At 73.2% G+C, this 26785-nt stretch carries 25 protein-coding genes; 11 read left to right on the top strand and 14 right to left on the bottom strand.

The window, feature by feature from the left end; translation table 11 throughout:
- Window positions 1-45: 45 nt before the first annotated feature.
- Window positions 46-1752 carry a penicillin-binding transpeptidase domain-containing protein gene (locus tag ACIQF6_RS10740; RefSeq protein ID WP_400892763.1) on the top strand — a complete coding sequence of 569 codons (1707 nt, stop codon included), beginning with the start codon at window positions 46-48 and terminating at the stop codon, window positions 1750-1752.
- 66 nt (window positions 1753-1818) lie between these two features.
- On the opposite strand, the gene ACIQF6_RS10735 is transcribed toward ACIQF6_RS10740, so the two are convergent.
- From ACIQF6_RS10735 to ACIQF6_RS10700, 8 genes are all read right to left on the bottom strand, one after another.
- Complete coding sequence (locus ACIQF6_RS10735) at window positions 1819-3312, bottom strand: N,N-dimethylformamidase beta subunit family domain-containing protein (RefSeq protein WP_400892760.1); 1494 nt, start codon at window positions 3310-3312, stop codon at window positions 1819-1821.
- Complete coding sequence (locus ACIQF6_RS10730) at window positions 3309-4571, bottom strand: hypothetical protein (RefSeq protein WP_400892758.1); 1263 nt, start codon at window positions 4569-4571, stop codon at window positions 3309-3311. The genes ACIQF6_RS10735 and ACIQF6_RS10730 overlap by 4 nt, the downstream gene beginning before the upstream one ends.
- 261 nt (window positions 4572-4832) lie before the next feature.
- Complete coding sequence (locus ACIQF6_RS10725; protein WP_400892756.1) at window positions 4833-6260, bottom strand: APC family permease; 1428 nt, start codon at window positions 6258-6260, stop codon at window positions 4833-4835.
- Window positions 6261-6341: 81 nt separating this feature from the next.
- Complete coding sequence (locus ACIQF6_RS10720; protein ID WP_400893884.1) at window positions 6342-7763, bottom strand: penicillin-binding transpeptidase domain-containing protein; 1422 nt, start codon at window positions 7761-7763, stop codon at window positions 6342-6344.
- Window positions 7764-7849: 86 nt separating this feature from the next.
- A complete protein-coding gene (locus tag ACIQF6_RS10715; protein ID WP_400893882.1) occupies window positions 7850-9163 on the bottom strand; it encodes an FtsW/RodA/SpoVE family cell cycle protein in 1314 nt (437 codons plus the stop codon).
- 105 nt (window positions 9164-9268) lie between these two features.
- Complete coding sequence (locus ACIQF6_RS10710) at window positions 9269-9772, bottom strand: DUF1269 domain-containing protein (protein ID WP_400892754.1); 504 nt, start codon at window positions 9770-9772, stop codon at window positions 9269-9271.
- A 105-nt stretch (window positions 9773-9877) separates the two neighbouring features.
- Window positions 9878-10528 carry an ABC transporter gene (locus ACIQF6_RS10705; RefSeq protein ID WP_400892752.1) on the bottom strand — a complete coding sequence of 217 codons (651 nt, stop codon included), beginning with the start codon at window positions 10526-10528 and terminating at the stop codon, window positions 9878-9880.
- Window positions 10525-11358 (bottom strand): ATP-binding cassette domain-containing protein, encoded by an 834-nt coding sequence (locus ACIQF6_RS10700; RefSeq protein ID WP_400892750.1) that lies wholly within the window; start codon window positions 11356-11358, stop codon window positions 10525-10527. Before ACIQF6_RS10700 ends, ACIQF6_RS10705 begins: the two co-directional genes overlap by 4 nt.
- An 87-nt stretch (window positions 11359-11445) precedes the next feature.
- Between ACIQF6_RS10700 and ACIQF6_RS10695 the strand changes: the two genes are divergently transcribed.
- Window positions 11446-12774, top strand: coding sequence for a VWA domain-containing protein (locus ACIQF6_RS10695; protein WP_400892748.1), 1329 nt, complete (start codon window positions 11446-11448; stop codon window positions 12772-12774).
- 2 nt (window positions 12775-12776) lie between these two features.
- Window positions 12777-13649 carry a peptidase gene (locus ACIQF6_RS10690; protein ID WP_400892746.1) on the top strand — a complete coding sequence of 291 codons (873 nt, stop codon included), beginning with the start codon at window positions 12777-12779 and terminating at the stop codon, window positions 13647-13649.
- A gap of 63 nt (window positions 13650-13712) precedes the next feature.
- Here the strand turns inward: ACIQF6_RS10690 and ACIQF6_RS10685 are convergent, their stop codons facing one another.
- Window positions 13713-15905 carry a germacradienol/geosmin synthase gene (locus ACIQF6_RS10685; protein ID WP_400892744.1) on the bottom strand — a complete coding sequence of 731 codons (2193 nt, stop codon included), beginning with the start codon at window positions 15903-15905 and terminating at the stop codon, window positions 13713-13715.
- Between the two features lie 197 nt (window positions 15906-16102).
- Here ACIQF6_RS10685 and ACIQF6_RS10680 point away from each other — a divergent pair, with 197 nt between their 5' ends.
- Window positions 16103-16423 (top strand): hypothetical protein, encoded by a 321-nt coding sequence (locus ACIQF6_RS10680; RefSeq protein ID WP_400892742.1) that lies wholly within the window; start codon window positions 16103-16105, stop codon window positions 16421-16423.
- Between the two features lie 42 nt (window positions 16424-16465).
- Here the strand turns inward: ACIQF6_RS10680 and ACIQF6_RS10675 are convergent, their stop codons facing one another.
- The 5 genes from ACIQF6_RS10675 to ACIQF6_RS10655 form a co-directional block, all read right to left on the bottom strand.
- Window positions 16466-16963, bottom strand: a complete 498-nt coding sequence (locus ACIQF6_RS10675) for a hypothetical protein (RefSeq protein WP_400892740.1) — start codon at window positions 16961-16963, stop codon at window positions 16466-16468.
- Window positions 16960-17652 carry a hypothetical protein gene (locus ACIQF6_RS10670; protein WP_400892738.1) on the bottom strand — a complete coding sequence of 231 codons (693 nt, stop codon included), beginning with the start codon at window positions 17650-17652 and terminating at the stop codon, window positions 16960-16962. Before ACIQF6_RS10670 ends, ACIQF6_RS10675 begins: the two co-directional genes overlap by 4 nt.
- Window positions 17649-18947: a hypothetical protein gene (locus ACIQF6_RS10665; protein WP_400892736.1), complete on the bottom strand. Its 1299-nt coding sequence runs from the start codon at window positions 18945-18947 to the stop codon at window positions 17649-17651. The genes ACIQF6_RS10670 and ACIQF6_RS10665 overlap by 4 nt, the downstream gene beginning before the upstream one ends.
- Window positions 18944-19243: a WXG100 family type VII secretion target gene (locus tag ACIQF6_RS10660; protein WP_400892734.1), complete on the bottom strand. Its 300-nt coding sequence runs from the start codon at window positions 19241-19243 to the stop codon at window positions 18944-18946. The genes ACIQF6_RS10665 and ACIQF6_RS10660 overlap by 4 nt, the downstream gene beginning before the upstream one ends.
- Window positions 19244-19553: 310 nt before the next feature.
- Window positions 19554-19982, bottom strand: coding sequence for a hypothetical protein (locus ACIQF6_RS10655; RefSeq protein WP_400892732.1), 429 nt, complete (start codon window positions 19980-19982; stop codon window positions 19554-19556).
- 389 nt (window positions 19983-20371) lie between these two features.
- On the opposite strand from ACIQF6_RS10655, the gene ACIQF6_RS10650 reads away from it, so the two are divergent.
- The 7 genes from ACIQF6_RS10650 (at window position 20372) to ACIQF6_RS10620 (ending at window position 26617) form a co-directional block, all read left to right on the top strand.
- Complete coding sequence (locus ACIQF6_RS10650) at window positions 20372-20581, top strand: hypothetical protein (RefSeq protein WP_400892730.1); 210 nt, start codon at window positions 20372-20374, stop codon at window positions 20579-20581.
- Between the two features lie 32 nt (window positions 20582-20613).
- Entirely contained in the window at window positions 20614-20829 is a 216-nt protein-coding gene (locus ACIQF6_RS10645; RefSeq protein WP_400892728.1) for a response regulator transcription factor, read from the top strand.
- A 146-nt stretch (window positions 20830-20975) separates the two neighbouring features.
- The gene (locus ACIQF6_RS10640; protein WP_400892726.1) at window positions 20976-21740 is read left to right on the top strand and encodes a lysostaphin resistance A-like protein; all 765 of its coding nucleotides are present in this window, start codon (window positions 20976-20978) and stop codon (window positions 21738-21740) included.
- Window positions 21737-23014: a histidine kinase gene (locus ACIQF6_RS10635; RefSeq protein WP_400892724.1), complete on the top strand. Its 1278-nt coding sequence runs from the start codon at window positions 21737-21739 to the stop codon at window positions 23012-23014. Before ACIQF6_RS10640 ends, ACIQF6_RS10635 begins: the two co-directional genes overlap by 4 nt.
- Entirely contained in the window at window positions 22966-23610 is a 645-nt protein-coding gene (locus ACIQF6_RS10630; RefSeq protein ID WP_400892722.1) for a response regulator, read from the top strand. Before ACIQF6_RS10635 ends, ACIQF6_RS10630 begins: the two co-directional genes overlap by 49 nt.
- Window positions 23611-23694: 84 nt before the next feature.
- Window positions 23695-24768, top strand: a complete 1074-nt coding sequence (locus ACIQF6_RS10625; protein ID WP_400892720.1) for an acyltransferase family protein — start codon at window positions 23695-23697, stop codon at window positions 24766-24768.
- Window positions 24769-24889: 121 nt separating this feature from the next.
- Window positions 24890-26617, top strand: coding sequence for a hypothetical protein (locus ACIQF6_RS10620; protein WP_400892718.1), 1728 nt, complete (start codon window positions 24890-24892; stop codon window positions 26615-26617).
- The last annotated feature ends 168 nt before the right edge of the window (window positions 26618-26785 follow it).

The raw sequence follows: 26785 nt of genomic DNA, 5'->3' as shown, positions 1-26785 counted from the left end.
GGCCGCTGAATCCTGGCGGCCACGACACTGTATGGGGGTCCCGACGTGAACAACGGTGCGAAGATCGGCATCGCCTCGCTCGCCGCGGTGGTGCTCCTCGGCGGCGGCTACGGGGCCTACGCCCTGGTCTCCGGCGACTCCGGCAGCAAGGACGCCGCCAAGAAGCCGCGCACCGTGGTCGCCGAGCCCCCCAGCCCCGAGCTCGCCGCCTCCGGCGCGAAGGCGTTCCTGGACGCCTGGGCCAAGGGCGACCTGTTCGAGGCCGCCAAGCTCACCGACGACCCGGACAAGGCGCAGGCCGCGCTGCAGGCCTTCCAGACCAACGTGAAGCCCTCCGCCGTCCACCTGACCGTCGGCGGCCCCACCACCGCGCCCAGCCCGTCTCCCTCCAAGTCCGCCACGGCGTCCGCCTCCGCCTCGGCGTCGGTGTCGGCGTCCTCGACGGCGCCCGCCGCGCCGACCGGGGTGCTGGAGGGCTTCAAGGCCTCGCTGGAGTTCGCCGAGACCGGCACCCCGTGGAACTACGACGGCGTGCTCGGGGTGGTGAAGATGAGCGACGGCACCGCCGCCGTGCACTGGGCGCCCAGCGTGATCCACCCGAAGCTGGACGCCAACGAGACCATCGGCATCAAGCCGGTGTTCGCCGCGCCCGCCGCCGTCACCGACCGCAAGGGCAAGCCGCTGGCCGGCTACCCCTCGCTCACCGGCCTGCTCAACCAGATGAAGTCCGCCGCGCCGGCGGGCGGCGCCCCGGAGGACGCCGGCAGCGCCGTGGTGATCTCCCCCGCGTCCGGCAACGGGGCCGCGGAGAAGGTCTTCACGCTGAAGGAGCCCAAGCCCGTCCCCAACCTGAAGCTGACCCTGGACGCGGACCTCCAGGCGGCCGCCGAGTCCGCGGTCTCCGCCCAGGGCAAGCCTGGCTCGCTGGTGGCGATCGAGCCCAGCACCGGCGGCATCCTGGCCTACGCGTTCTCCCCGGTGACCGGTCAGAACCGGGCGTTCTCCGGCGCGACCGCGCCCGGCTCCACCATGAAGGTGCTGACCGCCGCCGCGCTGCTGGAGGCCGGGGTCACCCCGACCACCAACATGCCCTGCCCGGAGACCACCATGGTCACCGGCCGGTCGATCAGCAACGACTTCAAGGGCGCGCACCCGGAGTACACGCTCACCGACGCGTTCATCAACTCCTGCAACACCTCGTTCATCGAGAAGGGCAAGGACGTCCTCAAGCCGGACAGCCTGCCCTCGCTCGCCAAGGACGTGTTCGGGATCGGGCTGGTGTGGAAGACCGGCCTGTCGAACTTCGACACCCAGATCCCGGTCGAGTCCAACATGGCGGGCGCGGCCAGCGAGTTCATCGGCCAGGGCAAGATCCGCGCCAACCCGCTGGGCATGGCGTCGATCGCCGCGACCGTGCAGTCCGGGGTGTTCCGGCAGCCGATCCTGGTGCCCGGCATGGACCAGGTGAAGGCGGCCCGGACGCTCTCCCCCGACGTGCTCACCAGCCTGCGGTCGCTGATGACGCAGACCGTCAAGTCCGGCACCGCCGCGAGCGTGAAGCCGGCCCTGCCGGTCGGCTCCGGCGCGAAGACCGGCACCGCCGAGGTCGACAGCAGCGCCGACGCGAACTCCTGGTTCACCGCGTACTCGGGCGACCTGGCGGTCGCCGCCGAGTTCGAGGGCGCCGGGCACGGCGCGGCGGCGGCCGGACCGGCCTCGTCCAAGGTGCTCGGGGTCGGCAACCGCAAGTAACGCCGGCACGACCGACGCGGCCGCAGCCGACGCGAGGGGCCCCGGGGACGGGGCCCCTCGCCGCGTTCACTGGGCGAAGCGCCGCAGCAGGTTCTCGGTGACCTGGCGGGTGAACGCGCCCGCCTTCCCGTCGATGCCGTGGATGCCGCCCTGCCCGGTCGCCTCCAGCGACTCCACCCACCGCATGGTGCCGGTGGCGAAGACCAGCGCGCCGCTGCCCGCCGTGTACAGCGCGGTGTCGGCGAACGAGTGCCGTCCCTCGCAGACCACCGGGGAGTGCGACAGCACCTCGATGCCCTGCGGGGTCGGGTACGACGGGTTGACCCGGTCGTACTCGACGCCGACCAGGTGCGGGAAGCTGTCGCCGGCCTTCGCCCCGGTGCCCGCGAGCAGCCAGTGGCCGGGCTCGGTGACCACGTACGGGGCGTCCACGGGGTAGCCGTCGTAGATCACGCCGAGCAGCGAGGACTCGGGGTCGGCGCCGGGCGACGCGCGGAAGTCGGTGGTCGCCGGGTGCCCCGCCCTGTAGCCCGGGTCGTCCTTCCAGGCGCCCTTCCAGCACACCACGGTGCGGTCCGGTCCGGTCGGCGACGGCTCGTAACGGACCCGCCGGAAGCAGCAGTTGGCGCCCAGGACGGCCAGGTGGGTGCCGGCGTCGCGGGCCGCGGTGAAGTGCGCGCGCTGCTCGGGCGACCAGTACTCGTCGTGGCCGAGCGAGAGCGCCGCCTTGGCGCCGTGCAGCAGGTTCGGGTCGGCGGCGACGTCGATGCAGGTGGTGTACGACAGCGGGATGCCGAGCTTCTCGGCGAGCGCGACCAGCGGGGCCTCGTAGACCAGGAACAGGCCCGCGCCGTCGTCGTACTGGTACGGCCGGTCGAAGCTGACCTGGTACGAGCGGGTGGGCAGCCCGCCGGACGGGCCGTTGTACAGGTTGTAGCCGCCCCACTCGTTGTAGGCCTGCCAGGTGGCGACCGAGTTGACCACCACGGTGGTGCCGGCGGTGCTGCGCGAGCGGACCGTGAGCGGCACGTAGCGCTGCCCGGCGCCGCCGTCCGCGTCCAGTCGCAGCAGGTAGCAGCCCTCCGGCCAGCCGGTGGTGTCGACGGCGGTGGTGCGCGGCCAGGACGTGATCACCATCCGGGTGGCCGGGTCGACGGTGAACGGCTGCTGCTTGGCGCCGGGCAGCCGCTCGGACTTCCACACCTGCCGGGCCCGCGCCCCGCCGTACCAGCCCATCCGGTAGGCGGTGACGGTGAAGCCGGGCGCGGTGGTGGAGACGTGCAGGCCGACCTGCTCGCCGGGCAGCGCGCTGACCCGGTCCGCCCAGCCCTCGATCGCGCCGGCCGGGCCGGCGTTGGTGATCGCCCAGTCGGCGTTGCCCGGTCTGGCGTTCTCCACCGCGGTGGCGGACGGTGCGGGGCTCGGCGCGGTGCCCGCACCGCCGCCGGCGGGCGCGGCGGAGCCGGTGGCGGTGCGGCCGGGGCCGCAGGCGGTGAGCGAGGCGGCCGCGCCGGCGGCCAGGCCCAGGAAGCGGCGTCGTCCGGTGGCGCCCAAGATCACTCCCGTGTTCGAACGGTGTCCCGGGACACGATAGGCACTGCGGCGGCCCGGCGTTGCGTCGCCCGCCGCCGGGGCACCGGAACCAGCCTTCCGGGTGGGCTCGCCAGTCGCGGCCACACCACCAGCACGGCGGGCAGCGCCAGGTATCCGAACCGGCCGGCCGGGGCCAGCGCGAACGCCACCGTCAGGCCCGCCGCCAGCAGGTCGCAGGCGGCGACCGCGGTGGCCGGCGGGTGGGTCGGCAGCCACAGCGCGACGGCCAGCGCACCGACGGCCAGCAGGGTCAGCGACAGGGTGTGGCCGAGCGGGCCGAGGCCGGCCAGCACCTTGCCCGGCAGCGGGCTGCCGGCCGGGGTGTGGACCGCGGTGAGGCCGAGCGGGAACCGCACCACCTGCTCGTACACCTCGCGCGGGTGCAGCGCCGCGAACGGGCCGATCACCGCCGCGCCGACGGCCAGCGCGGGCGCGGCGGCCCGCAGCGCCGGCTTCGGGCCGTGGCGGCGGTGCAGGAGCAGCAGCGCCACCGGGAGTGCCGGCCAGGCCGTCCACTTCAGCGTGCAGGCCAGTGCCAGCACCAGGCCGGTGCGCAGCGGGTGGCCGCGGTCGGCGAGTGCCATGGCCAGGCAGCAGACGCCGATCAGCGGCAGGTCGACGCCGCCGACGGTCAGCGCGAGCGCGACCAGCGGCGAGGCGGTGAGCACCGTCAGCGGCAGCGCCGCCGTCCGCAGCGGGCGGCCGGGGCGCAGCAGCCGCCACCCGGCCAGCAGGCAGGCCAGGAACGCCGCCGCGAACCACAGCCGGGCGTCCCCCAGCACCCGGGCCGCCGGGCCGGCCGCGCCGAGGGCCACCCGGGGCAGGCCGAACAGCGCCATCGCGGGCAGGTACGGGTTGAAGTCGACGACGTGCGTCGGGTCGGTGAGGTACGGGCTGCCGGTGTGCAGCAGCAGCGTCGCCGACCGTTCCACCACCGTCACCTCGGACTGGTGGTGGCCGGTCAGGGCCAGCGCGCCGAGCGGCAGCAGCACCGCGCACAGGGCGGCCGCCGCCGCGGCCGCCCGGGCGGCGGGGCCGTGCGGCAGGGTCAGCGTCAGAACGGCGGCGAGCAGGTACCCCGGCGCCGCGAAGCGCCCCCAGGCGACCTGGTTGGCCAGGTGCGACACCAGCGGGAAGGCCGCCGCCCAGCCTGCGGCCGTCAGCCACCCGCCGGCCTGCACCACGGGATGTCCGACCACGCGCAGGGCCCGTCGGGTGCTCGCCATGGCTCGAAGGCTAGGGCGCGAGGCGGGCTCCGCTGCGGAGATCCGGCCGGGTTTCCCGGTTCTGTCGGATTTTCGACACCGGTGGTCCTACGGAGCGTCAGCTCCCGGAGGGACGCCGACGTTCCGTGCCGGACCTCGGGAAGCGGGGACGTGCGCCCTTGCCGGTGGCGGCGTGCGGGAGGTCCACCGGCATCGTGCCGTCGTCGAACGGCATCGCGCCGGTCGGCCGGAGGTCGCCGCTGTCGGCGCGGGCCCACCGGCTCAACGGGGCTGCGCGTCCTCCTCGGGGCGTGCGGCCAGCTGGGAGTGCTTGGCGCTGTACGTGAAGTACAGGACGGCGGCGAGGGCCAGCGCGACGGCGAAGGCGACGAAGGTGTCGCGGTGCAGCTTGGTGATCAGGTAGACGCAGAAGCCGGCGCTGAGCACGGGGGTGACCGGGTAGAACGGGACCTTGAAGCCGCGCGGCAGGTCGGGGCGGGTGCGGCGGAGCACCACGATGCCGACGGACACCGCGGTGAACGCGACCAGGGTGCCCATCGAGGTCATGTCGGCGAGCAGCCGGAGCGGGAAGACGGCGGCCAGCAGGGCGACGGCGGCGCCGACCACGACGGTGTTCCAGACGGGGGTGCCGGTGCGCGGGGAGACCCGGGTGAAGCGGCGCGGCAGCAGGCCGTCGCGGCCCATCGCGTAGAGGATCCGGGTCTGGCCGTAGATCACCACCAGGGTGATGGAGAAGATCGAGACGATCGCGCCGCCGGCGAACACCAGGGCGGGCCAGGACTGGCCGGTGACGTCCTGCAGGATCTGCGCGAGGCCGGCCTTCTGGCCGTCGAACTTCTGCCAGGGCTGGGCGCCGATCGCGGCGACGGCGACCGCGATGTAGAGCAGGGTGACCACGGCGAGCGAGATCAGGATGGCCAGCGGCATGGTGCGGCGCGGGTTGCGGACCTCCTCGCCGGCGGTGGAGACGGCGTCCAGGCCGATGAACGAGAAGAAGATCGTGGAGGCGGCCATCTGCACGCCGTTCCAGCCCATGGGGGCGAACGGGGTGAAGTTGCCGGCGTGGAAGCCCGTCAGGGCGATGGCCACGAACAGCACCAGGATGGCCAGCTTGATGGTCACCATCACGGCGTTGACCTTGGCGGACTCGCCGACGCCGCGGATCAGCAGCACGGTGACCAGGGCGACCAGCACCACGGCGGGCAGGTTGAGGACGCCGCCGTCGCCGGGCGGGGCGGTGAGCGCCGCGGGCAGGTGCACGCCGAACGCCAGGTTGGCGAACTGGTCGAGGTACTCGCCCCAGGTGACGGCGATCGCGGACGCGGAGACGCCGTACTCCATCAGCAGGCAGACGCCGACGCCGAACGCGACCACCTCGCCCATGGTGGCGTACGCGTACGAGTAGGAGGAGCCGGCCACCGGGATGGCGGAGGCGAGTTCGGCGTAGCAGAGCGCGGTGAGGCCGGCCGTGACGGCGGCGATCACGAAGGACATCACGACGGCCGGTCCGGCGACCGGGACGGAGGTGGTGAGCACGAAGAAGATGCCGGTGCCGACGGTGGCGCCGATGCCGATCGCGGACAGCTGCCACAGGCCGATGGAGCGGCGCAGGTGTCCGGCTCCGGTTCCGCCCGCTTCGGCGATCAGGGTGTCCACGGGCTTGCGCCGCAGCAGGCGGGTGGTGCTCATCGGTGTCCTTCTGGTGGGGATCAGGGAGGAACTGTATCAAATACGCCGATATGCATACCTATGCGATCTTGGTGGCGGCCGTCACCGGTGGAGGACGGCCTCCATGACGGCCTTCGCGATCGGCGCGGCCAGCCTGCCGCCGGTGACGTCGGTGGCCGTGCTGTCGGCGACCACCACGGCGACCGCGACCGGCGGGACGGCGGTCGACCCGGCGGGCCGGGCCCAGGCGATGAACCAGGCGTACGGGGTGCCGCTGTTGTCGACGCCGTGCTCGGCGGTGCCGGTCTTGCCGCCGACCTCGGCGCCGGGGATCTGCGCGTTGCCGCCGGTGCCGCTGTTCACCACGTCCACCATCAGCCGGCGCAGCTGCGCGGCGACGCCGGGCCCGAACGCCTGCCGGTACAGGGCCGGGCGCATCAGCTGGACCTGGGCGCCGTCGGACTTGGTGAGCCTGTCCACAAGCTGTGGATACATCACCCGCCCGTCGGCGGCGGCCCCGGCGGCGACCATGGCCATCACCAGCGGGGTGGCGGCGGTGTCGAACTGGCCGATCGAGGACAGCGCCAGCTGGGAGCTGTTCATCGCGGTGTCGAAGTTGGAGCGGGCGGCCCGCACCGGGACGTCGAGCCTGGCGTCGTCGAAGCCGAAGTTCTTCGTCATCGCGACCATCCGGTCGAGGCCGGTCTGCACGCCGAGCCAGCCCATCACGCTGTTGCAGGACATCGTCATCGCGTCGTCCAGCGACAGCCCCTCCTGGTTGCAGGCGGCGGTGTCGTTGTTGAGCGTGGTGGTGGTGCCGGGCATCACGTACGGGTAGGGCGCGCCGGTGGGGGCCTGAATGTCCGTCACCGTGCCGTTGGCGAGCGCGGCCGCGGCGGTGACCACCTTGAAGGTGGAGCCGGGCGGGTAGATCTGCCGCAGCGCCCGGTTGAGCATCGGCTGGTCGGGGTCGGCCTGGAGCTTCTCCCAGGCGGCCTGGTCGGCGGGGCCGGCGCCGGCGATCGAGCCGGGGTCGTAGCTGGGGGTGGAGGCCAGCGCGAGGATCCGGCCGGTGGCGGGTTCGATCGCGGCGACGGCGCCCTGCTGGCTGCCGAGCCCCTGCACGGCGGCGCGCTGCACGGCCGGGTCGATGGTGGTGACCACGTCGCCGCCGGGCTGCTGCCTGCGGGTGATGGCGTCCCAGACCGCCCAGCCGGTCAGCCGCGGGTCGGTGCCGGTGAGCAGGTCGTCGTAGACGCCCTCCAGCTGGGTGTTGCCGTAGATCTGCGAGGAGTAGCCGGTGACGGCGGCGTACAGCGGCCCGTCGGTGTAGGTCCGCTTGTAGGCGAGCCGGCCGCCGGTCGCGACCGAGCCGGTGACCGGCTGACCGACGATCAGGTTGCCGCGCGGCTGCGCGTACCGCTGGATGGTGGCGCGCTGGTTGGCGCTGTTGCGGTCCAGCTCCTGCTTCTGGAAGACCTGCACCCGGGTGCCCTGGACGGCCAGCAGGACGATCAGCAGCATGCAGAAGGTGGCGGCCCGGCGGCCGGTGGTGGAGATGCCGGGCAGGCCCTGCGGCCCGCCGTTGGTGCCCTCGGGCCGGGTGAGCCTCACGCCGCCTCCGCGGGGTCGGGGCGCCGGGCGAGGTCGCTCATCCGCACCAGCAGCGCCACGATGATCCAGTTGGTGACCACCGACGACCCGCCCTGGGCGATGAACGGCAGCGTCATGCCGGTCAGCGGGATCAGGTCGAGGACGCCGCCGGCCACCACGAACACCTGGATCGCGACCAGTGCGGCCAGGCCGATGGCGAGCAGCCGCCCGAACGGGTCGCGCAGCGCGATGCCGGTGCGAAAGCCCCGGGAGACCAGCAGCGCGTACAGCAGGAACACCGCAAGCAGCCCGGTCAGGCCGAGCTCCTCGCCGATGGTGGCGAGGATGAAGTCGGACTTGGTGGCGAAGCCGATCAGCGCGGAGTGGCCGAGGCCGAGGCCGGTCCCGAGCTGGCCTCCCCAGGCGAACGCGAACAGCGACTGGGCGATCTGGTTGGCGCCCTGCCCGGCCTCGATCGACGCCAGCGGGTGCAGCCAGTCGGTGACCCGGCTGTGCACGTGCGGCGACAGCCAGCCCACCCCGACCGCGGCGACGGCCGACAGCAGCAGGCCGATGACGATCCATCCGGTGCGGGCGGTGGCCACGTACAGCATCACCACGAACAGGCCGAAGAACAGCAGCGAGGTGCCGAGGTCGGTCTCCAGGACCAGCACGCCGACGAACGCCGCCCAGATCAGCAGCACCGGCCCGAGCACCCGGCCGAGCGGGAGCCGGAACCACAGCACCCGGCGGCCCGTCAGGGCGAGCGCGTCGCGGTGCGCGGCCAGGTAGGCGGCGAAGAAGATCGCCAGCAGGACCTTGGCGAACTCGCCGGGCTGGAAGGACAGCGGGCCCAGCGTGATCCAGATCCGCGAGCCGTACACCGGCGGGAAGAACACCGGCAGCACCAGCAGGACCAGGGCCACGAACGCCCCGATGTACGCGTAGCGCTGGAGCCGGCGGTGGTCGCGCAGCAGGAGCAGCACCGCGATGAACAGGCCCACTCCGAGGGTGGACCAGAGCAGTTGGGTGGGGGCGGCCTCGCGGTTCGGGGTGTTGCGGTCGAGCCGGTAGATGACGACCAGTCCGATGCCGTTCAGCAGCACCGCGATCGGCAGCAGCAGCGGGTCCGCCCACGTCGCCCGCCAGCGCACCGCGCCGTGCGCGAGCAACGCCAGCACCCCCAACGCGGCGCCGTACTGGGCGGCGTCCGGCGGCGCCTTGCCGTCGATGTCGACGCCCACCTCGACGTAGCCGAACACGGCCAGCCCCACCGCGGCCACCACCAGCACCAGTTCGGTCCACCGCCGGGGCCGGCGGGCGCCGGGCATCCGGGCGGCGCGGGTCGCGGAGTCTGTGGCCACCAGCCGTCCTCGCCAGCTCGATGACGGGCGGGGTGCCGGCCGGCACCCCGCCGAGTACAGCCTGAGGGGACGTCAGAGCGTGGATGCGGGGTTCGCCGCGCGGGCGATCTCCCGCAGGTGCTCCTCCTCCTGGTGGCTGAGCGAGGTCTGGAGCAGCTCGCCGCCGAACTGCGCGACCGCCGGGATCACCTTGTCCTGGGTGGCGGTGCGCACCAGCGCGAACACCGCGGCGCTGCCCGGGGCCAGCTTCTCGCCGACCTGCCGCATGAAGTTGTCGTCCACGCCGGTGTCGGTGGAGGCGCCGACGGCCGCGCCGGTCGCGCCGCCGATCGCCGCGCCGAGCACCGGCATCAGGAACAGCAGGCCGATCACGCCGCCCCACAGCGCGCCGGAGGCCGCGCCCAGGCCGGTGTTGGAGACGGCCTGGTGGAGCTTGATCTTCCCGTCCTCGCGGCGCTCGACCACCACGATGTCCTCCAGGTCGATCAGCCGCTGCTTCTGAAGGCCGATCAGCTCGTCCCGGACCTTCTGCGCGGTGGCGGCGTCGGGGTAGGCGATCGCAAACAGGTTGCTCACAGCGGGGGTTCCTTCCGGCGGGGCTTCGGGCACGTCCCCCAGCACCCTAGCCAGAATTCGCCATATTTAATCCCATCTCCGGCGGTGTGTCCGGTTCGCCGCCGCTCACTCCCCGCGGCGCACCGCGACCGCCACCGCCGCCCACCAGGCGGCCGCCGCCAGCGCCACCGCGCCGGGCAGCGTCCACCACGGCACCGACAGTTCGTGGTTCCGCGCACCCAGCACCAGCGCCCGCACCATCGCGTTCGCCGGCGACCCCGGCACCAGCAGCACCAGCACGATCGCGCCCAGCCCCAGCGGCACCGCGTACTGCGCGGCCGACACCACCGGGCGGTTGCACACCGCGCCCACCGCCGCGCCCGTCAGCACGCACACCACGGTGGCCGCCAGGCCCCCCGCCAGTGCCTCGCCGTCCTGGCCGCTGCCCATCAGCTGCACCGCCGTCAGGCCCGCCAGGCCCAGCGCCAGCCCGGCCAGCGCCGCCGCCAGCAGCGCCGACAGGTGCACCCGCCGCCAGCCCGCGGCCGCCACCAGGCAGGCCCGGGACTGCGCGGGCTCCGCCGTCACCGCCGACCGCACCAGCCAGCCCGTCACCGGCACCAGCAGACCCGCCGAGAACGCCGCCGCCGACAGCACGTCGTCGCCGCCGGACAGCCCCAGGCCCAACAGCACCAGGTACGCCAGCCCGGGCGCCAGCCAGCGCTGCGAGCGCAGCAGCAGCTCCAGGTGGTAGCGCGTCAGCATCCGCACCGTCATGACGTGCTCTCCCCCCGGACGGACCTGATGTGCACCGGCGGCTGCGCGGCCAGCAGCCGGCGCAGCAGCGCGTCGGAGTGGGCGGCCGGCACGTCCAGCCGGGTGGCGCCGTCGGCCAGCGGCTTGCGCTCGGGGCGGCCCGGCAGCCATTCGGGCAGCGCCTCGGCCTCGACCACGACCGCCGTGCGCGGGCCGTCCTCGTCGACGCCCGGCACCGGGACCTCGTGCAGCGTGCCGCCGTCGACCCGGTGGACGGCGGTGGTCAGGCCCGCCAGCCGGGTCGGGTCGTGGTCGACGAACACCACCAGGCCGCCGGCCGCGGCGCGTTCGGCGGCGGCGGCGTCGAGCTCGCCGCGGGCGCCCTGGTCGAGCCCGGTCCATGCCTCGTCCAGCAGCAGCAACTCGGCGTCGGCGAGCAGCGCCTGGGCCACCGCGACCTTCTGGCAGGTGCCCTTGGACAGCTGCCCGATCGGGGTGCCCGCGAAGCCGGTGATACCGAACCGCTCCAGCCAGTGGTCGGCCCGCCGGCGGGCCTCCCCGGCGGCCAGGCCGCGGATCCGGCCCAGGTGGCACAGGTAGTCGCGGGCGTCGAACGGCAGCGCGGGCGGGAACCGCTCCGGGACGTACGCCCGGCTCTCCGGCGCCTCGACCGTTCCCCGTTCGGCGCGCTCGATCCCGGCGAGCAGCTTCAACAGCGTCGACTTGCCGCTGCCGTTGGCGCCCTCGATCCGCACCAGGCCGCCCGGACGGAGCGTCAGCCCGACCTCGCGCAGCACCCACGGACCGCCGCGCCCGTAGCGTTTCCCGACCCCCGCCAGACGCACCGTCATACGCTCTCCCCGCCTGCTGTGCCGACCAGTTCAGGGTACGTGGCGCCCACCACCCGCATTGGGAGATTCGAACTGACGGTCCCTAGGATGCGGTTGGTGATCACCCTTACCAAGAAACGACGGACGGCCCGCGGCGCCGCCCTGATCGGGGCGCTGACGATAGTCGGCGCCACGGTGCTGGTCGGCTTCCCCGCGTACGCCGACGAGCCCGGGGCCCCGCCCGCCGCGACCGAGGCGCCCAAGGTCGACCTGATCCTGGACGGGTCGGGGTCGATGCGCACCACCGACATCCAGGGCAAGAGCCGGATCGCGGTCGCCCAGCAGTCCATCGACGAGGTCATCGACGCGCTGCCCGCCGAGACCGAGTTCGGCCTGCGCACCCTCGGCGCGACCTACCCGGGCAACGACCAGAAGGAAGGCTGCAAGGACACCAAGCAGGTCTTCCCGGTCGGCAAGACCGACAAGGTCGAGGCCAAGACCGCGGTCGCCACCATCCGCCCGACCGGCTGGACCCCGATCGGCGTGGCGCTGCGCGCCGCCGCCCAGGACCTCGGCACCGGCCCGACCACCCGCCGGATCGTGCTGATCACCGACGGCGAGGACACCTGCGCCCCGCCCGACCCGTGCGACGTGGCCCGCGAACTCGCCAGCCAGGGCATCCACCTGGTGATCGACACCCTCGGCCTGGCGCACGACGACAAGACCCGCCAGCAGCTGCTGTGCATCGCCAACGCGACCGGCGGCACCTACACCGACGTCCGCTCCCAGGAGCAGCTGACCACCCGCGTCAAGCAGATCGTCACCCGCGCCCAGGACACCCACACCGTCACCCCGGCGGCGGTGACCGGCGCCGAACAGTGCACCAACGCGCCGATCCTCACCCCCGGCGTGTACAGCGACCGCGAGAAGTTCTCCGAGCACCGGGTCTACCGGGTGCCGGTGAAGGCCGGCCAGGAGCTGCGCGCCTCGGTCAGCGTCACCCCCGACCGGGCCGTCGCCCGTGACTACGGGGTCCTGCTCCAGGCCACCGACAGCAGCGGCCAGGAACTGGTCCGCGGCAGCGACGCCGGCTCCGGCCGCACCGACGTGGCGTCCACCGGCGTCCGCTGGTCCGCGCCCGACAGCAACTCGGCCTCGCCGTCGCCGAGTTCCGTCGCGGCGAGCACCGACCGCACGGTCTGCCTGATCGTCAGCAACTCCTTCGCGGGCCAGGGCGCCGCCCAGGCCAACGACCCCGGCCTGCCGCTGGAGCTGACCGTCGACGTCGCCGCTGCCTCCCCCGCGCCCGACGGACCCGCGATGGGCCTCGGCCGCGGCTGGATCCTGCTCGGTGTGCTCACCCTGGCCGGCCTGCTCGCCGGTCTGATCTTCGGCTGGCTGGCACGCTGGCGGATCGCCGTCTGGCGGGAGAACTGACGATGCGAAAGCTCTTCACCCTCGCGGCCCCGGCCGCCGCGCTCACCGGCCTGCTCCTGCTGGCCCCCGCCGCGAGTGCGGCTTCGCCGTCGCCCTCGCCGTCGCCGTCCGCGAGCGGCAGCGTGAAGCCGGTCCTCAACTCGGTGGGCACCAGCTTCCTCACCGCCACCACGCTGGCCGCCGGCCAGGACGCGGACGTCCCCGTCTCCACCGGTGACTATCTGTACTGGGCGTTCCCGGCCTCCGAGGGCCAGACCGCCACCGTCGAGGTCAAGGTCACCCTGCCGGACGCCGCCGACCGGCACGGCCCGCAGACCTGGACCGTCGAACTCTTCGACGGCCTGCGCCGCCGCCAGGCCTGCACCGCCGGCCCGCAGAACGGCACCGCCGAACAGAGCGCCACCACCGTGGCCCTCAGTTGCAGCCTGCGGCAGATCCGCTCCTGGGCCGAGCCCTGGTCCGGCGACCCGCTGCCCGGCACCTACTACATCCGCCTCTCCACCAGCGACATCCAGCAGCAGGACCTCGGCCTCGCCACCCAGGTCCACGTGCACGTCGCCACCAAGGGCGGCGTCAACGACGCCCAGCCCGAAGGCGGTTCGCTCAAGGCCCCGCTGGTGCCGCCGGTGAACGCCGGCTCCACCGCGAGCGGCGCCGCGACGGCGCCCGCGCCCAGCGCGAGCGCCACCTACGCGGCCGCCCCCGTCGCCGAAGAGACCCACTGGTACTCGGACCTCTTCTCCGGCTGGAACACCCGCTGGTGGTGGACCATCGCCGGCGGCACCCTCGCCGCCCTCGCCGGCGTCGCCGGCTACACCCTCACCCGGCACCCCCGCGGCCAGCGGCCGCGGTACCACTCGGTGCCGCCGCAGTAGGGGCGGCAGCCAGGGCGAGCACCACCAGGGGCGCGTGGGGGTACCTCACGCGCCCCTGAGCGCTCACGTCCTGAGCGACGCGAGGATCCGCACTGCCGACATCCCCAGGTCCGGCGAGACCGTGAGCTCCGGGGCGAAGTGCCGCTTGAGGACGTCCTCGGTGTACCGCCGGCACTGCTGGTGCCAGTGGAGGACGGCGGCCATCCAGTCCTCCAGCTCGTGGACGTATCCGTCGAGCGCCTCCGCCGCCTCCCCCTCCAGCCCGAAGTCCTGCTTCAGCAGCGGGAGTTCTCCGTTCACCACGTGCTGGAACTGGTTCAGCCGGGAGCCCATCAGGTCCGCGACGATGTCCACGGCGACGGGGTAGTCGCAGGAGAAGAAGTTCTCCACCACCCGGACCAGGTTGTGGAACTCGCCCTCGTACTCGACCTCCTTCTGGTACGAGTGCAGGTCGTTGACCAGGCAGGCGTAGTCCGCCGCGGAGTTCTCGATCGCCCGCATGGTGCCGCTCCGGTACACCTCGTCGGGGATGGTCTCGCCGCGGCCGAGCCGGGACAGGCTCATCGTCAGGTCGGAGCCGAAGGTGGCGCGGCGCATCTCGATGTAGTCGACGGGATCGGGGATACGGTTCTGCGCGCCGTTGGCGAGCTCCCACAGCCAGCTGTCGATCATGTCGCCGACGGCCTTGCGGAACTTGGCCCGGGCGGCGGTGGAGAAGGGCTCGATGGTGCGCTGCCAGAGGTCGGCGAGGCCGGCTTCCAGGGCGTTGCGCGGTTCGAACGGGAGGCTGCCGTCGAGCGTCATCAGGGCGTACAGCCGCTCGTTGGCGAGCTTCGCGCCGGCCAGGTCGCGGGGGCGGCCGAAGACCGGGGGGTAGTAGTCGTCGGCGTAGGTGCCCCAGGTGAGCCAGGCGGAGGAGAGGTCGAGTTCGGCGGCGGTGCCGTCGGGGTCGATGCCGGCCGCGCAGAGCGGGAAGTCGTAGTCGCGGAGCTGCTGTTCGTTCCAGATGTCGGAGGCGGGGACGCCGGGTTCCGGGTCGAGCAGGCCGAACTCGCGGGCCCAGCGGACGACGTACTCGCGGGACGCGTCCAGGTGCTGGTTGATCGAGACGGTGTACGGCATCGGGAAGTCGGGCATCAGCGAGGGCCCGACCTTGCGGTGCGGGGTGTAGGCGAAGCTGCGCAGGCCGCGGATGCCCGCCGCGAGGCGGATGTTGGCGGCGGAGGTGCCGAGGCCCTTGGGTCCGAGGACGGGGGCGGCCGCGCCGCCGCCGTTCATGTAGCGGCTGGAGCGCATGTGCCACTCGTGGCCGCCGGACTGCCAGTCCTGCATGCCCTTGACGTAGGCCAGGACCCGGGCGATCTCCTCCGGGTTCAGGGCGTGCTCGGCGAACAGGCCGGGGAGTTCGGTGAGCGCGGTGTTCTCGAACTGCTGGAGGCGGGACGTCAGCAGGTCGTTGACGGCTTCCGCGGCCTGCTGCGTCGAGCAGCCGAGGAAGGTCTCCAACACCAGGACGCCGTTGGAGAGTTCGCCCTCCTCGCAGATCTCGCGCTCGTACGAGAACAGGTCGTTGCGCAGGTGGACGCCGTCGGAGAAGGCGTCCCGGAGGACCCGCAGCGGGCGGGAGTACGCGACCGACTCGGGCACCTCGGCGTGCGCGGCGTACTCGACCAGGCCGGCCGACCAGGGGGCGCCGCCGACCTTGCGGCGCATCTCGATGTACTCGACGGGGTTGGAGACCCGGCCCTCGTTGATGTTGGAGAGCTCCCAGAGGGACTCGTTCAGCAGGTTCCGGGTGGACTCGGCGAACCGGGCCCGCCAGTCGGCGGACATGTGCGGGACGGTGCGCTGCCACAGGTCGGCCAGGCCGGCCTCGACCGGGTTGGTGGGCTCGGGAAAGCCGTCGGCGAGGTCCATCGGCATGAAGGCGGGCAGGCGGTCCAGGTAGGCCTTGCCGCCCTCGCGGTCGAGGGTGCGCTTGAAGATCTCCAGGAAGTGGTCGTCGAAGAAGAAGACCCAGGTGTACCAGTCGGTGACGAGGTCGAGTGCCTCGCTGTCGCAGTCGGGGTGGGTGTAGGAGCAGAGCAGCGCATAGTCGTGGGAGTCGAGATCGTGCTCCTCCCAGATGCCCGAGCCCTCCAGCATGCCGAAGTCGCGTGCCCACTCCTTGGTGTGCACCCGCGCCTTCTCGTAGTGCGGGTTGATGCGCGCCGGGTACGGCACGTAGAAGTCCGGCAGTTCGAACGGCTGAGCCACTGGGTCCCGCCCCTTTTTCGACGACTGAAGATCGGCGCGATGCCTAACGAGCCTTCCGACCCTCGGTCACCGGCGCCCAACTCCGGAGCCCGCCCGCCACAATCCACCCGAACGAGTGAACTCCTCGCCCCACGGGACGGTGTCGGACCCCTCCGGCACACTGTCACCGTCCGTCCCCCGCCCCCGAGGAGCCCTGCATGGCGTTCACCGACGAGACCTGGCGTCTGCTGCGCGGCACGGAGCTGGTCGGCGAGATCCGCATCACCGAGGCCGACTTCCCGTGGCTGAACGGCGACTTCCTGCCCGGCCCGGGGTGGCCGGCCGCCGAACCCGCCTTCGCCGAGAGCCTTCGGCTGGTCGAGGCCGAGGAGTGGGAGGCGTGGGAGCCGGTTTACACCGCGCTGGAGAAGACCTACACACTGCACGCCCCGAAGGGCCCCGTCGCCGAGCACCTGCTGCACATCGAGCCGCCGCACGCGTGGTTCCGCTTCAGCGAGGAGCCGTTCGAGGACGGCTGACGCCCCGTCGGCGGCGGGCGGGCGCCGACGGGGCGGGACGGGTCAGGGCTGCTGAGCGCGCAGGTGAACCTCACCGAATACGGCGCTGTCCCATTCGACTTGCCAGCCCCGGTCGGCAGCGAGAGCCGCAAGGCCTTCCAGCCCGATGCCCCGGTAGTAGCGTCGGTGCATGGTCGTCTTCGGCACCAAGTAGTCGCCCTTGAACTTGTAGCGGTACTTCGCCTTGTTGAAGTTCTCGGCCGACCGCACCGGCTCGCACCCCCGTTCGATCCCCCGGTCCAGCGCCCGCGCGGCCCAGGCCACCCACTCCTCCCGGGTTCCGTGCCTCTCCAACCGGTAACGGCTCGGTGTGAGAACGAACTTGGACATGCCGGGCTCGGCGTTCCCGTCCGACGGCGAGTCGGACAGGACGGCATAGGTGATTCGAAACGGCAGCCAGAACCACTGCAACCCGAACTGGAGCCACAGCCCGAGCACTGAACGCCTTCGCAGCGGCCCGGTGTTCAGGCCGGCCGGGGCCGGCGGGTGCCAGGTGCTCATCCGAACGCCTCCAACATCTTCGCGGTGTCGGGCCCCGGCAGCGCCGTCGCGGGCTGCGCGCCGGGGCGGTCGTACTCCACCGTCTCGACCAGGGCTGCGAGCATCGCCACGTACTCGGGGAAGTCGGTCAGCGTGGGCGTGCTGATGGTCATGGTGACCAGCGTGTCGCTGTCCGGGACCGGGATGTACGCGGACGCCTGGGCCAGTTCGAGCTTGGCCGTGTTGCCTTCTTCGTCGCTGACTTCGGCGAGCGACCCGGCGATGCTGACCACCACGGGGCCGACGGGAGCGACCGTCCGGAAGACCTCGTTGGCGGGGTCGAGGGACAGCATGTCCTGGATCGCGGCGGAGGCCGCCTCGGCATCCGAGGTGTCCGCCTCGTCGGCCTGGATGACCAGCGTCGCGACGGTGACCCGGTCGTCCTCGGTGCCGGCCAGCAGGAAGCCGGAGTAGACCGCGCCGTCCTCGGCGGCGGTGGCTGCGATGTCGCTGTACCAGGAGGCGACAGTGGTGCGCTGGAACTCGGTGCCGCCGCACCAGACCTCGGAGGCCACCTCGGCGATGTGCGCCTCGCGTTCCTGTTCGGGCAGGTCCACCCCGAGCGAGTGGAACTGGACGGGCAGGCTCCAGCGAATGTCGAGCGGCTCGTCCGGGTAGATTTCGGCGGGGCCGGGCTGCTGGGTCGTCACGAGGTCACCTGCTGATAGAGGTTGGGGGCGTGCATGATCAGGCCGCTGCCCTTCATGGCGATCTGGGTGCCACGCGACCACCAGGACTCGACCGGGAGCGAGAAGACCTTCTGGCCGTCCTCGCCGATCGAGGCAATGCCGGGGAGGTTCCGCAACGGGGTCTTGGTGAACACCCGCGTCAGCACCTCGCTGTGCAGGATGCCGCCTTCAAGATGCTTCGCCTTGATCGCCGTCCCCGCCATGGCGAGCTTGGATCCCCCAGCCGCCAGGCCCTTGCCCGTGGCCACCGCCTTGACACCACCGGCCACGCCCTTGACGCCCTTGCTGGCTGCGCCGACGAACGGCAGTGCACCGACCCCGTCCAGCGCGATGGTGCTCCAACTGACGTCCGCACCACCGAGCTTCGCCATTCCGTGCGCCCCGAACGCGACCGCCGAAGCACCACCTGCCGCCACACCCAGCGCAGCGGACAGCGGCGGGCACCACAGGGTGGCCAGTGCCGCGATGCCGAGCACCGCCGACACCCCGCCCGCGATGTCGCCGATCTTCTTCAGCAGGTCGGCGTGCTTGGTCGCCCAGGCCTTGATCTTCTTGCCGACCGACTTGAAGCCGTTGCCGATCTTCTCCCAGGCACCGATCTCGGGAGCGTTCTGGTTGGCCCGGCGGAGCGCCTTCGCGGTCTTGTCGGCGTCGTCCTGGTGGTGCCCCAGCAGTTCCTTCGCCTGCTTGACGATCGCTTCCAACTCGTCCTTGATGCCGCGCAGTTCGCGGTTGGCACCCTCCAGCGCGGTCTCCGCGGACTGGTACTCGGCGGTCGCGACGTCGATCCGGCGCTGGGCGTCGGCGAGGGCCGCGTCGTTGTCGAAGCGCTTGCCGATCAGGGCGAACGCCGGGGAGTCGGAGGCCAGGTCGAAGCGCTCGATGGCGTTCTGCCGGGTGGTCTCGGCGTTCTGCATCCGGCGCTTGGTCTCGGCCGCCTCGGCCTCGTAGCGCCGGGCGATGTCCTGGTAGGAGACCAGCTGGTTCCTCCACCCGTCGAGCTGAGTGGAGGCCTGCCGCATCGCGTCGACGCTGTCGGCCAGGTAGCGCGGCAGTTCGCCGACCTTGCCGGCGAACGCCCGGGCGGCGTCGCCCTCCCAGATGCTGCCGCCCTGCCCGACGGCGACCAGGGTGCGGTGGGCGCTCTCCATCGCGCCGGACGCCCGGTTGAGCTTGGCGACCAGGCCGTCGACGTTCTCGGGGCTGCCCGGCGCCGGGTCGAAGCCCAGGGTGGGGAAGTCGGCCTTGCTGCTCATGCGGACGCCCCCGCGGTGAACATGCCCCGGATCGCCTCGTCGGTCTCCGCGTAGCCCTTGCCGGTCTCTTCGAGCTTGCCCTCCAGGGCCTCGACGCCCTGCGAGATCCGGGTGATGGCGTCCTGCCAGCTGTCGTTGAAGTCGTCGCAGGCGTGGTCCAGGTTCTTGCTCCCGGTGGTCTTCGGACCGGTGTCGCGCATGGCGCGGAGCGCCTCACGCATGTCCTGCTGGCTGCTCTTCAGCTGCTTCACCAACCGGTCGAGTTCGCTGACTTCGACGCGGAAGTACTCCCCCATGCTGTGTCGATCCCCTCTGGGCCCGGGCGGGTGCGCGCGACGCCCACTCCCGTGGCCGTGCGCACATTCCGCAAGGATGCCTTCGCTGTTTCTTCACATAAGGCGTCCGAGCGGCCGGAGACCGCACGCCGGCACCGGTATTGACCTGCACATCTGCGGGGTGCGCAACCCGCCGGTACCCGGTGACGGTCTTTGCCGAACCACAGTTCGACGCTCGAACACCAAGCGCAGGGTACCTTCCGCCACCGCACAGAGCGCCCGTCGGGGCGTCAGCACCTGCCCCCGACCGCGAGAACTGCCGGACGGGACGTCAGGGCAGGATCAACGTGAACGGCTGCGCGGAGCTGCGGGGGTCGAGGCGGTAGCTCCAGTCGGCGGGCACCAGCAGGGACTGCGAGGCGCGCAGGCGCAGCGTGCTGCGGCGGGCGGCGGAGCCCGGGGGCGGGCACAGCTGGATCTCGGCGGCGGCACGCCGCTGCACCAGCAGGGCCGCGAACCGGGCGCGCTGCCACAGCCCGGCGGGGCGGTCGGGGACGACCACGACGGGACGGGCCAACTCCCGTTCCAGGGCGGCGGCCAGTGCGTCGGCGGAACAGCCGGCGTCCGGGTCCGGCTCCTGCTCGCTCCACAGCAGTACCGGCCCGGACCGGGCGGTGCCGCCCCGCAGGAACGCCGCCAACTCGGCCACCTGGCCGTCATGTTCCAGGGGTGGCCGGTCCTCCCCCTCGTACCAGTGCACGACTTGCCGTCCTTCCCGGCGCCGAATCGTTCCGGGCGCCGCGCGACCATCCTGGGCGGCCGGGCGGAGAACGACCAGTCACGGGATCACGCCACACCGGTGTGGACGGCCGGGCGGCGATCCGCACCCGCTCCGGCCCGTCCTGGCCCCCTTGCCCCCTCTGTCCCGACGTCACGCCACACCCGTACCGGCCCGACCGGGAGCGATTCATGCCGGTTCGACCCGTTCCGTCCCCAGGTCACTTTGCTGCCAGCGCAGTTGATGAGGTGCTCACCCCGTGGTCGCCGGGCGGTCGGCCCGGACATGCTGGATGCAGGCCGAACAACGCCGGGCGACACCGCCGGCAGAGGCCGGCTCCCCCCACCCCACCACCGCCCTCGGAGGCCTCCATGAAGCGTGCCCTCGCCCTCGTCGCCGTCACCGCCGCCGCCCTGTTCGCCGCGGCTCCGCTGGCCTCCGCCCACACCGCGCCCGCCACCCCGTCCGCCGCGCCGAACGCCGTCGCCTCGCAGCTGCCGGTCGACCTGCCGGTCACCGCCTTCGACGACACCTCGTGGGGCGGCGCCTGCGAGACGCCCCACTGCCAGCCGTGGTCCTGACCGCCTCCCCACCGACCCGCCCGGGAGTTCCGATGCACACCACCAGCACCGCGTTCAGCCGCCGCGAGCTCCAGGTCCTGCACCTGGTCGGCGAGGGCGCCAGCTACGCGACGATCGCCCGCCGACTGGGGCTCAGCCCGCACACCGTGGACACCTACCTGCGCCGGATCCGCGCCAAGTCCGGTGTCACCTCGCAGGTCCAGCTCGCCCTGCTGGCCTCCCGGCTGCCCGCGCAGGCAGCGGCCTGACCGCCGGGGGTGCAGCTGGGTGCACCCCGGCCGGGCAGGTGGATGCAATGGCACCGGGGCGTCCACCCGGAATCGTCAGGGGCAACACGAGTCGTGGACGGCACGAGTCGTGGGACCCGACGATCCGGACCGAGAGGCGAACCCCCGTGCGAACAGAACGACCCGGCTGGCTGGGCCCGGCCGCGCTCTTCCTGACAGTGACCGTGATGGCCGCCGGCCTGCTGGTGGCGCTCCAGCCGTTCACCGGGCTGTCCGGCGAAGTCCTCGAACTGGTGCAGTTCGGACCGGCGTTGGGCGTGGCGGCGGTCGCCGTGGTGTGGCCGTCGCAGGTGCGGGACCTGCTGGCGTCCGGTACGGCACGCGGCCCGCGCGTGGCGGTGCTGCTGAGCGCCCCGGCGCTCGTCGCGCTGGCGGTGGCCGGCTCGCTGCTGCTGCACGGCAGCGTCCCGACCCGTGACCCGAACAGCCTGGCCGCCCCGTTCTGGGTGGTGGTCGTGGCCCAGTTCGTCGGCGCGTGCGGCGAGGAGATCGGCTGGCGCGGCTTCCTCCAGCCGCTGCTGCGGACCAGGTTCGGGGCGCTCGGCTCGTCCGCCGCGGTCGGGCTGCTCTGGGGCTGCTGGCACGTGCAGATCTTCGTGCAGGCCCCGGGCTGGGCGGCCGGGTTCCTGGCCGCGACGGTCGCCATGTCGGTGCTGCTGGGCCTGGCCTGGGAGCGGATCGGCGCCCACCGGCTGCTGATCGCCGGCGGCTTCCACACCCTGGTGAACCTGGGCATGCTGCTGTTCCTGGACGAGGAGTCCGGCGCGGTGGAGCCGATGGTGCTGTTCGGCGTGGCGAGCGTGCTGGTCGCCCTGCCCTGGGTCCTGGCCGCAGGGCGGCCCGCCCGCACGGATAGGCTCGCGACGACATGACGGACCGACAGAAGCGCGTCCGGGGGCCGCTGCTCGCCCTCGCCCGCTGCCAACTGCTCTCGCTGGCCGCGCTGGTGACGTCGCTGCGGGCGCTCGCGGCGCTCGGCGCGCTGGCCCTGCTGCCGATCGGCGCAGGCCTGCCGCTGCTGCCGTCCGCCGCCCGCCTGCTGCGCCGCGGCAGCGACCTCGAACGCGACCGCACCGCCCGCTGGACGGGCACCGTCATCGACGATCCCGAACCGCTGCCCACCGCAGCCACCGCCACCGGCCGGGGGGTGGCGGTGCTCGGCTCGACCTCGTTCTGGCGCGACGTCGCCTGGGCCTGCCTCGGCCCGTGGAGCACCGGCCTGCTGGTCGCCGTCCCGTCGACGCTGGTCGGCTACGGCCTGTTCGGCGCCCTGGTGCAGCCGTTCCTGTGGCAGTACCTCGGCCCGGACAACTGGTACGCCTTCGTGCCGGTCGAGTCCGTCGCCACCGCGCTCGCCGCCGCCGCGCTCGGCCTGGCCTTCGTCGCGGCGGGCCTGTGGCTGGCCGTCCCCGTGCTGGTCCGCTACGGCGAATGGACCGGGCGGCTGCTCGGCGCCCCGTACGCGGCCCGGCTGGAGCGGCGGATCGGCCAGCTGACGGACAGCCGGGCCGACGCGCTGGACACCCAGGCCGCCGAACTGCGCCGGATCGAACGCGACCTGCACGACGGCGCGCAGGCCCGGCTGGTCGCCCTCGGCCTGACCCTCGACCAGGCCGACCGGCTGGTGGACAGCGACCCGACCGCCGCCCGCCGGCTGCTCGGCGAAGTCCGGGCCAGCTCCGAACGGGCCCTGCAGGAGCTGCGCGACCTGGTCCACGGCATCCTGCCGCCGGTGCTCGCCGACCGCGGCCTGACCGACGCCGTCCGCTCGCTCGCCCTGGACGCCTTCCTGGACGTCGAGGTGGACGCCGACCTGCCCGGCCGGCTGCCCGCCGCCGTCGAGGGCGCCGCCTACTTCGCCGTCGCCGAGCTGCTCGCCAACGCCGGCAAGCACTCCGGCGGCAGCACCGTCCGGATCCGGCTGCGCTGCGCCGACGGCCTGCTCCGGGCCACCGTCACCGACGACGGCCGGGGCGGCGCCGACCCGGCCCGCGGCTCCGGCCTGGCCGGGGTGCGCCGCCGACTGGCCGCCTTCGACGGCACCCTCGCCCTGGTCAGCCCGCCGGGCGGACCGACCACCGCGACCCTGGAGCTCCCGTGCGCGTCGTCCTCGCCGAAGACCTCTTCCTCCTCCGTGACGGCCTGAGCCGCACCCTCGCCGAGCACGGCTTCGAAGTCGCCGCCGCCGTCGAGACCGGCCCCGAACTGCTGCGCGCCCTGCGCGAGCTGAAGCCGGATGTGGCCGTGGTCGACATCCGGCTGCCGCCCACCCACACCGACGAGGGCCTGCAGGCCGCGCTGACCGTCCGCCGCGAACGCCCCGCCCTGCCGGTCCTGGTGCTCTCCCAGTACGTCGAGCAGCTGTACGCCCAGGAACTGCTCGCCGACGGCCGGGGCGCGGTCGGCTACCTGCTCAAGGACCGGGTCACCCACACCGCGCAGTTCGTCGACGCCGTCCGCACCGTCGCCTCCGGCGGCACCGTGATGGACCCCCAGGTGATCGCCCGCCTGATGGCCCGCTCCACCGCCCGCGGCACCACCGCCGACCTGTCCCCCCGCGAACTCGACGTCCTGCGCCTGATGGCCGAAGGCCGCTCCAACGCCGCCGTGATGGCCGAACTGCACATCGGCGAGAGCGCAGTGGCCAAACACACCGCCGCGATCTTCGGCAAGCTCCGGATCGACAACACCCCCGACGCCAACCGCCGGGTCCTGGCCGTCCTCGCCTACCTGAAGCGCTGACGCCCGCCCGCCGCCGGGCCCGGAGCAGCCGGGATCGTAGAGTCCTGAGGGTCTGTCCCCCACCCTCTGACCTCGGAGTTCCCCTTGCTCGCCGAACCGCCGCCCCTGCCGTCACCGCCGCCGCCCGTCGACGGCGAACGGCAGAGCGACCGCCAGAACGGTCCGGGCCGGGAGGCGTTCTTCGACAACGCCAAGCTGCTGGCCCTGATCCTGGTGGTCTGCGCCCACTTCTGGGAGCCGCTCGCCCGACAGCCCGGACACCGACCGGTGCACGCCGCGTACCTGCTGGTGTACGCCTTCCACATGCCGGTGTTCGTGTTCGTCTCCGGCTGGTTCTCCCGGTCCTTCACCGCCCGGCCGCAGCAGGCGAACCGCCTGATCGGCGGCGTGCTGGTGCCCTACCTGCTGTGGACGACGCTGCTCGGCGGGTACACCGCCTGGCTGAACGGCCGCCCGTTCGCCCTGGACCTGCTCACCCCCGCGTGGGTCACCTGGTTCCTGCTGTCGCTGTTCCTGTGGCGGCTGAGCGCCCCGCTGTGGCGGCAGCTGCGCGCGCCCGTCACCGTCGCCGTCGCAATCTCGCTGCTCGCCGGGGCGCTCCCGCTGACCCCGCAGCTCTCGATCGGCCGGACCCTGCAGTTCCTGCCGTTCTTCGTCGCCGGTCTCACCCTCGACCGCGACCGGGTGCTCGCCCTGCGCGGCAACCGCACCCTGCGGGCGATCGCCGTCCCGCTGTTCGCGTGTGCCGCCGTCGCCGCGTACTGGGCGGTGCCGCGCCTCGACGCGCTGTGGCTGTACCGCAGCGCGAGCGCCGCCGGCCTGCACACCGGCTACCTGCACTGGGCGGTCCTCTCGCTGGCCGTGAACGCCGCCGGGGCGCTGCTCGGCGCGGCCTTCCTCGCACTCACACCCACCCGCCGCAGCTGGTTCACCGCGCTCGGCGCGGCCGGCATGTCCGCCTTCCTGCTGCACCCGTTCCTGCAACTCGCCCTGGTCCACCGCGGCACGTACTCCGGGGCGTTCCTCGGCTCCCCGACGGGCCAACTCGCCCTCACCGCCGGGGCCGCCGCGCTCACCCTGCTGCTGTCCGCACCCCCGGTCGCCCGCCTGCTGCGACCGCTGCTGGCCCCGCGACTCCGCCTGCTGCTGCGCCAGTAGGCACTCGACAACCTCCCGCGGCCCCTTACGGACCGAGGCCGTCGGCGGAACCGGGCCGCCGGCGTCCCCGTGATCGCTAAGCTGCCGGGACGGCTGATGGAGCGATCACGGAGGCGACGGCTTGCTGGGCGAGTGGATCAGGGTGCCGGTCGGCGACGACTCCGCCCGGTGGGCCACCCGGGGCGAGTGCCGACGGGTCCTGCTGGTGGTGCACAACGTCACCTCGGCGACCCGGCTGCTCGACGTGGTCGGGGTGTTCCGCGACGACCTGCGGATCCAGCTGCTGGCCACCTGCCCCGGCAGCTCGCCGTTCCGCTCCGGCCTGTCCGAACTCCTGGCCGCACTGGGCATCCCGGTCGTCCCCTGGGAACAGGCCCTCGACCTCGCGCCCGAGTTGGCGGTCTCCGCCAGCTTCGGCGGCCAACTCCACGAACTCAAAGGCCCGTTGACCGTCCTTTCGCACGGCGTTGGCTACAATAAAAGGCTCGCAACGCCGGACGCCGGACGCCGGACGCCGGACGCCGGGGAGCCCGGGGCCGGGGTTGTGGCCGGGACCGGGGCCGGAGCGCCGACGTTCGGGATGTCGCCGGAGTGGCTGCTCCACGACGGAGTGCCGATCGCCGATGCGCTGGTGCTGTCCCATCCCGATCAGCTCGACCGGCTCGCGGCGGCCTGCCCGGAGGCGGCAGGCACGGCGGTGCTCGGCGGTGATCCGTGCTTCGACCGGATCCTCGCGGCCCGGCCGCGCCGGGAGGCGTTCCGCCGGGCGTTCGGGGTGCGCTCCGGCCAGCGGCTGCTGGTGCTGAACTCGACCTGGAACCCGACCTCGATGTTCGGGGACGGCGGGCCGGAGGACGTCCTGCCGCTGCTGCTGTCCCGACTCCCGGAGCTGCCGCTGGACGAGTACCGGGTCGCCGTGGTGCTGCACCCCAACGTGTGGCACGGCCACGGGCCCGGCCAGGTCCGGCTGTGGCTGGACGGGGCGCGCCGGGCGGGCGTGACCCTGGTGGACCCGGTCGCGGACTGGCGGCAGGCGCTGATCGCCGCGGACGCCGTGATCGGCGACTTCGGGTCGGTGAGCTACTACGCGGCGGCGCTCGGCACCCCGGTGGTGCTGGCCGCCGCCGGACGGTCCGTTCTTGACGTCGACTCACAGGTCGCCGCGTTCGTCCGGGAGGCCCCGAAGCTCGACCTCCACGCAGCGCTCGGCCCGCAGCTGGCGGAGCTGCTCGACCGGGGCCGGGTGCCCGCCGGGCCGGCCGAGCTGACCACGTCCCGCCCGGGCGAGTCGGCCGGACTGCTCCGCACGCTGTTCTACCGCTTCCTCGGCCTTCCCGAACCGACCGCACCCGCGCTGCTGGACCCACTGCTGCTGCCCGACCACCAGCCGCCCGTGGTGACGGCGCCGGTCCGGGTGCTGGCCCGTGACCTCGGCGACGGCACGGTCGAGATACGCCGGTTCGCCGGCCCCCGGTACGAACCGGAGGGCCCCGGCACCGGGCAGCTGGTCGTGCACGAGGACACCCTGGACCCGGGCGTACTGACCCTCGCCGACGTGATCGTCCGGCACGGCAGCGCGAACGACCCCCGGCTCGGCCCGCCGCTCGCCTGGGCGAAACAGACCCTGTCCCGCCACCACGCCTGCACCCTGGCCGTCCAGGCCACCGGCCCCACCACCGGCACGGCCCTCCACCGCTCCGGCGCAGCACTGGAGTTGAGCTCCGACTTCGACGGCCTCGACCCGATCACCGCCGCCTCCGCGCTACTGGCCGCCACCCCCTCCCCCGGAGTACTGACGGTCCGCACCGGCGGAGCAGTCCACCGGGTGACAGTCACCCGGCCCCACTGACACCCCCGAACACACAACGCACACCACGCGACGCACCGCCGACGCCCAACCAGCCAAGCCCGAGCCGTCCCCGAACCGATCGCCCACACACGCCGCACACGTCCCCACCGCGGCCGCCCCGCCCCGCCCCGCCCCGATCCAGCCGACCCTCGCCGTGCGGCCCCACTC

Source organism: Kitasatospora sp. NPDC092948, assembly GCF_044754805.1.
Classification (GTDB): domain Bacteria; phylum Actinomycetota; class Actinomycetes; order Streptomycetales; family Streptomycetaceae; genus Kitasatospora.
The sequence above is the reverse complement of the archived record's forward strand: the minus strand, read 5'-3'. Positions and strand labels throughout refer to the sequence as shown.

What these genes read in the sequence shown, in the direction of transcription:
- ACIQF6_RS10730 (WP_400892758.1), bottom strand. Translation starts at nt 4,571, where the DNA reads ATGGCGAGCACCCGACGGGCCCTGCGCGTGGTCGGACATCCCGTGGTG.
- ACIQF6_RS10725 (WP_400892756.1), bottom strand. Translation starts at nt 6,260, where the DNA reads ATGAGCACCACCCGCCTGCTGCGGCGCAAGCCCGTGGACACCCTGATC.
- ACIQF6_RS10720 (WP_400893884.1), bottom strand. Translation starts at nt 7,763, where the DNA reads ATGCTGCTGATCGTCCTGCTGGCCGTCCAGGGCACCCGGGTGCAGGTC.
- ACIQF6_RS10715 (WP_400893882.1), bottom strand. Translation starts at nt 9,163, where the DNA reads ATGCCCGGCGCCCGCCGGCCCCGGCGGTGGACCGAACTGGTGCTGGTG.
- ACIQF6_RS10705 (WP_400892752.1), bottom strand. Translation starts at nt 10,528, where the DNA reads ATGACGGTGCGGATGCTGACGCGCTACCACCTGGAGCTGCTGCTGCGC.
- ACIQF6_RS10700 (WP_400892750.1), bottom strand. Translation starts at nt 11,358, where the DNA reads ATGACGGTGCGTCTGGCGGGGGTCGGGAAACGCTACGGGCGCGGCGGT.
- ACIQF6_RS10695 (WP_400892748.1), top strand. Translation starts at nt 11,446, where the DNA reads ATGCGGTTGGTGATCACCCTTACCAAGAAACGACGGACGGCCCGCGGC.
- ACIQF6_RS10690 (WP_400892746.1), top strand. Translation starts at nt 12,777, where the DNA reads ATGCGAAAGCTCTTCACCCTCGCGGCCCCGGCCGCCGCGCTCACCGGC.
- ACIQF6_RS10680 (WP_400892742.1), top strand. Translation starts at nt 16,103, where the DNA reads ATGGCGTTCACCGACGAGACCTGGCGTCTGCTGCGCGGCACGGAGCTG.
- ACIQF6_RS10675 (WP_400892740.1), bottom strand. Translation starts at nt 16,963, where the DNA reads ATGAGCACCTGGCACCCGCCGGCCCCGGCCGGCCTGAACACCGGGCCG.
- ACIQF6_RS10665 (WP_400892736.1), bottom strand. Translation starts at nt 18,947, where the DNA reads ATGAGCAGCAAGGCCGACTTCCCCACCCTGGGCTTCGACCCGGCGCCG.
- ACIQF6_RS10660 (WP_400892734.1), bottom strand. Translation starts at nt 19,243, where the DNA reads ATGGGGGAGTACTTCCGCGTCGAAGTCAGCGAACTCGACCGGTTGGTG.
- ACIQF6_RS10650 (WP_400892730.1), top strand. Translation starts at nt 20,372, where the DNA reads ATGAAGCGTGCCCTCGCCCTCGTCGCCGTCACCGCCGCCGCCCTGTTC.
- ACIQF6_RS10645 (WP_400892728.1), top strand. Translation starts at nt 20,614, where the DNA reads ATGCACACCACCAGCACCGCGTTCAGCCGCCGCGAGCTCCAGGTCCTG.
- ACIQF6_RS10635 (WP_400892724.1), top strand. Translation starts at nt 21,737, where the DNA reads ATGACGGACCGACAGAAGCGCGTCCGGGGGCCGCTGCTCGCCCTCGCC.